The following is a 4937-nucleotide window of genomic DNA, read 5'->3' on the forward strand; positions in this document are numbered from 1 at the left end:
AATCGGAACGAGATATGTTTAAAGCCAGTCTCGCTTCCGCTAACCTAGAACAAGATTTAGAAGCCATGCCGGACCTAGATTTTGCAGAAATTGATGCCGAATTAGAACGGTTGCGATCGCGCCTGCATCGACGGTAAGAGACTTTTCAGCATTGCCCTCCCCTAAAAATTACAAATGCCTGCAAAATTTTCTCCGTCATTGGGTTAAGAACCGTTTATAATTTTAGGTCCAACTCATTCTAAGTAAAACAATAAATCAGAACCGCAAAGTTTCATCCTGATTTCTATAGAATGTGGCTGCCTTCTGCAATCTTAACCCTCAACTGTAAATGTCTAATCCGCGCCAAATTGCCTTTTTAGCCCTCCGAGATGTCCATCGTCGGGGTGTATTTGCCGATATTGCCCTGGATAAATGGCTGCAAAAAGCCAAACTGGGGGAAGATTCTGCCCTGATTCCCAGCGATCGCCGATTAGCCACCGAATTAGTCTATGGTTGTGTGCGAAGAATGCGAACCTTAGATGCGATAATCGACCAACTGGCTAAAAAGAAATCCGCCAATCAACCCGATGACCTTCGCATCATTTTCCATCTCGGATTATATCAACTGCGGTATCTCTCGACTATTCCTGCCTCTGCCGCTGTCAATACTACCGTTGAATTAACCAAGGAAAATAAATTTAAAGGACTTGCCGGGTTTGTTAATGGATTATTGCGCCAATATATTCGTTTAACTGAATCCGAAAATACTGACCCCTTAGTGCTTCCCGATGATGAAATATCTCGTTTAGGAATTTTGCATAGCTTCCCCGATTGGATTGTTGCCAACTGGTGCGATCGCCTGGGATTCGCAGAAACTGAAAAACTCTGTGCTTGGTTCAACCAATCCCCGACCCTAGATTTACGCATCAATCCCTTAAAAACCACCCGAGAAGAAGTCGAAACCGCGTTCCAATCCGCCGGGGTTCAAGTTGCCAGATTGCCCCATTTACCCCAAGGATTGCGCTTATGTAGTGGTGCCGGTGCCATTGAAAACTTACCCGGATATCAGGCAGGATGGTGGACAATTCAAGACAGTAGCGCTCAATTAGTCGGGTCCTTGCTTGAAGCGAAACCCGGACAAGTGGCGATCGATGCCTGTGCCGCCCCCGGAGGAAAAACCACCCATATTGCTGAGATGATGGGAGATACAGGCACAATTTGGGCTTGTGATAAAGCGCCTTCCCGACTCAAAAAAGTCAAAGAAAATGCCCACAGACTCCAGCTTAAATCCATTCAAACCCTGAGTGGAGATAGTCGCAACTTCAGGCAATTTCATCAAACCGCTGACTGGGTACTCTTAGATGCCCCTTGTTCCGGACTCGGCACCCTTCATCGTCGCGCCGATGCCCGTTGGCGTCAAACCCCGGAAAATATCCAGGAACTATCCCAACTCCAGAAGGAATTACTGGCAGAAACTGCCCATTGGGTGAAACCCGGGGGTCACCTCGTCTATGCCACCTGTACCATCCATCCCCTGGAAAATGAAGAGGTGATTCAAGGATTCTTGGGAAGTCATGCCGACTGGGAGATAGAACCGCCTACCTCCGACTCCCCTGCGGCACACTTTGCCAAACCCGAAGGCTGGATCACCGTCTGGCCCCACCATCATGATATGGACGGATTTTTCATGGTGAGACTAAAGAAACAGCAGACAGAGTAATGCCAGGGCGATCAATCGGCGATCGCCCTGACTTAGATTTTATTATTATGGGTGGTCTTGACTTAAGTTTTACTTATCAACCTTGGGGACAACATCGGGACGATCTTTATCTTCCCAACCGGGGGGACGCTTGGAGTTATACCAGGCGATCGAACCCAGGGTCACTGCCGCAATAAAGCCTACGACATACACCAAGGTAAAACTGACAGGAAAATTGTTAGCACTGGCCCCCGCAGCAGCAGAGACTTCCATCAATATATTCATAAGCGCTTTTCACGAACTACACTCTCAGCTTACGGCAAGAGTGACCCTCCTGTATCCCTCTAAAGAGGAATATTAGGTCAGATTGAATGATTAGAAAAATTTATGATTGAGGTTTTGCGGTGAGGGGAGGTTTTAGCGTGATGGAGGGGCGATCGGGCTTTCTCGTTAATCCCACCTGTAACTACCTCCGACTGCAATGGCTTCTAAAACTTTGGTGATGGCATTGTGTTGGTAGTACCGCGCCTCTCATCTGCCGCTTTTGTCCTCGAAGGGAATCATCAGCAACGCGATCGCGCCACTTATTCAGAGGGAGTCTCAGCTTCCTTCATAATTGTTGCTAGGGGGAAGGAATTACCTGAATCAAACCTGTGTGAAAAGCAGTGTCGTAGGTGAGAATCGGCAGATTTTCCAGTTCTGCCTGAGCCATCAGCATTCGATCAAATGGATCTCGATGGGAAATGGGTAGATTTCCCGCTCTAAGGGCGTGGGCGGCGGTGATGGTGAGTTCGATGAACTGTGCTTGCTGTAAGATGCCCTGATAATTATTAACCAAAGGTTTCGCTTCAGGAAGTTTGCCGATGCGGTATTTGGTGGCAATTTCCCAAGCAGAGGCGCTGCTAACCAGAATACGATGGTCGGGATTGCGAATGATTTCTCGACACTTTTCGTTAAGTTTAGGGTCATTAAACAGCCACCAAAGTAGGATATGAGTATCGATGAGATAGCTCATTCCCATTGCCGGAGTTCCTCTTCGGGTAAAGGTTCAAAAAATGCGTCTGAGAGTTTTCCAGTGAGTAAACCCGGGGTGCGGGGTTCGACTTCGCTCACCGACGGGGGTTCGGTATTTTCTTGATTCAAACCCAAACGGAAGTAGTGAATCAGGTCATAAATTTCTACAAGTTTCTCTTCTGGGATATCTTGTAACTCTTGGATAATTTTTTTGAGTAACATAAATTCTCCCGGCTTCAATTGTCATCGGTGAGGGGGTAGCCCGTCCCTTCTCCAGAGCGGTTCTGGAAGGACACACCCAGGTAAGCGGCAAACTTCTCCTGAGAGTCGAGATCGGACCTGAGCCTAGCCCCTAATATGGGTCCATCCGCCTCTACATAGATTATAATTGATTATCTTTTTTTACCCTTCTGCGCTCTTTAATCTACCCAGATTGGGTAATTACTGAAATAAAAAGGGTCTAACCGATGATCGCAGGTGTTCTAACTCAGAGTGGTTGTGTCTGAGCAGTTCATGGTCCCAAAATGTTTGGTGATTATCCGCACAATCTTGTGCTAATGCTTCTCCGATTCCTTCAAACGTTTTTTTGAAATCCGCTTTTAAACGCTCGGGTTCAGACAGGACCCCCAAAACGAATACCCGACTTTGTAAGCCATCTGGAATTTGTGCCCTGACATCAGTCAATCGTTCTATCTTATTATCAAAATCAATCAGTAAAACCAGCATTCGGAGAGGAATGTTTTGCATTTTAGGACCCTGAACAGTCTTCAACTCATTCACAACTTTTAACCACCCGCCCGATGGAGGCAGGATTTGAATTGCTTTATTCAGGTTGGGATTGAAAGAAATAAATCCATTGGCAATCTGACGGTTTGCATCATCTTCTGGCAAGACGTGAACATGGGGCCTAAATTTATTGGTCATAAATCTAAATCACCCTGAATTAAAGCCCCCACTAAATCACCGTGAATTGAAATATCCTCAAGCGACCTGATTAGAGGGGGTTCTAAGTGACTGTTTCGATAAAGCACCCAGGTATTTTCATTAGAAAATTTGCGGATAGCTTCGGGGTTATGGGAGGTCACGAGTAGCTGACCTCCCTTCTTAAATGAATGCCGGAGTGCCGTGACAAAATGTCCAACTTCGGACAAAGATATATAATTTTCTGGTTCATCCCAAAAGCAACAAAGCGGTCCATAAAATTGGTTAGCTGCAACAACAACGGCCCCTAAGAAAAAACATTTTTCTCCCTCAGATAAATCTTCAAAATCAACACTGAAATAGGCATTCTTTGCTTCAAACGAAACTATCATACTTTTAAAATCTTTACCTATTCCTTTATTCTGAAAATCTTTAAAGTCCGGAATGACGTCTCGCAGATATTGGTCTATCTGGGTATAGGCAGCCGGATAGAGATTCAATAAACCAGACAACCACTCCCCAAAATTTGAACCAGTCCGTTGAGGTTCCAAGGTTTCACCGAGAGAATCTCCCTTGATGAAACTTGGAATAGGAGCTAAAATAATCAGGCGAGCAAGCCAAGTTTTAAAAATATGTAGGGGGTCTGTCTGGGATTGCTCTTGAATAACCGGAAGGGCAACCAGATGCCAATCCACTAGAAACTCCGCTGTGCGGTTTTGCGAGGTTTTTAAAAGCGTAATTTGCGCTTCTTTTCGACTGTAAATCTCCTGGCCATCCACGAGCAATTCTTCTTCCAAAACTCTCATTTCTTTAAAGTTTTTTGGCAATTCAAAGGCTAGGCTATATTTATAGAGTTTTTTCTGCAAAAAGACTTCAATCTCAAGGCGAATGGGAATATTAGAACGTCCCTGACAGAAATCCTTTTCTTGAACCAGTTGGCCAACCTTATTAATTCCTCTGCCAATACTTTGAAAAACCTCTAAGACTTTACCAATTGTTGATTTACCTGAACCATTTTTTCCAATTAAAAGCGCTGATGAAATTCCTTTGGTAGTGAATTCAAAGTTTTCTAAGCATCTAAAATTATTGACATAGATTCGGTGCAGCATTCAATACTCCTTCTATTTTAAAAATAAACACCCCAAGGATTATTATAAGTCATCCTTGGGGTGGTCATCAGTTTTCATCTGCCTAGTTAGTAATATCCATCAGAATAATCTCCAGCATTGGCAGAACCCTTTTGAGCATTATCTGGAGTGGTATCTCCATAGAAAATACTATTCGGAGTAACCGGCTTTGTTTTGATAAACTTTTCGCGTCCATC

6 protein-coding genes are annotated in these 4937 nt (G+C 44.7%); 1 reads left to right on the forward strand and 5 read right to left on the reverse strand.

From position 1 onward, the window contains the following. Positions 1-328 precede the first annotated feature (328 nt). Positions 329-1699 carry a 16S rRNA (cytosine(967)-C(5))-methyltransferase gene (locus J0895_RS15595; RefSeq protein WP_207088967.1) on the forward strand — a complete coding sequence of 457 codons (1371 nt, stop codon included), beginning with the start codon at positions 329-331 and terminating at the stop codon, positions 1697-1699. A gap of 69 nt (positions 1700-1768) precedes the next feature. Here J0895_RS15595 and psb35 read toward each other — a convergent pair whose 3' ends face one another. From psb35 to J0895_RS15620, 5 genes are all read right to left on the reverse strand, one after another. Then, complete coding sequence (gene psb35 / locus J0895_RS15600) at positions 1769-1963, reverse strand: photosystem II assembly protein Psb35 (RefSeq protein ID WP_207088968.1); 195 nt, start codon at positions 1961-1963, stop codon at positions 1769-1771. Positions 1964-2300: 337 nt separating this feature from the next. Then, the gene (locus J0895_RS15605) at positions 2301-2699 is read right to left on the reverse strand and encodes a type II toxin-antitoxin system VapC family toxin (protein WP_207088969.1); all 399 of its coding nucleotides are present in this window, start codon (positions 2697-2699) and stop codon (positions 2301-2303) included. Next, the gene (locus J0895_RS15610; RefSeq protein ID WP_207088970.1) at positions 2690-2914 is read right to left on the reverse strand and encodes a hypothetical protein; all 225 of its coding nucleotides are present in this window, start codon (positions 2912-2914) and stop codon (positions 2690-2692) included. The genes J0895_RS15605 and J0895_RS15610 overlap by 10 nt, the downstream gene beginning before the upstream one ends. Before the next feature lie 219 nt (positions 2915-3133). Continuing rightward, on the reverse strand, positions 3134-3616 hold the full coding sequence (locus tag J0895_RS15615) for a hypothetical protein (protein WP_207088971.1): 483 nt from the start codon (positions 3614-3616) through the stop codon (positions 3134-3136). Continuing rightward, on the reverse strand, positions 3613-4722 hold the full coding sequence (locus tag J0895_RS15620; RefSeq protein WP_207088972.1) for an AAA family ATPase: 1110 nt from the start codon (positions 4720-4722) through the stop codon (positions 3613-3615). The genes J0895_RS15615 and J0895_RS15620 overlap by 4 nt, the downstream gene beginning before the upstream one ends. Between the last annotated feature and the right edge of the window lie 215 nt (positions 4723-4937).

The organism is Phormidium pseudopriestleyi FRX01 (assembly GCF_017313335.1).
GTDB classification, from domain to species: domain Bacteria; phylum Cyanobacteriota; class Cyanobacteriia; order Cyanobacteriales; family Laspinemataceae; genus Laspinema; species Laspinema pseudopriestleyi.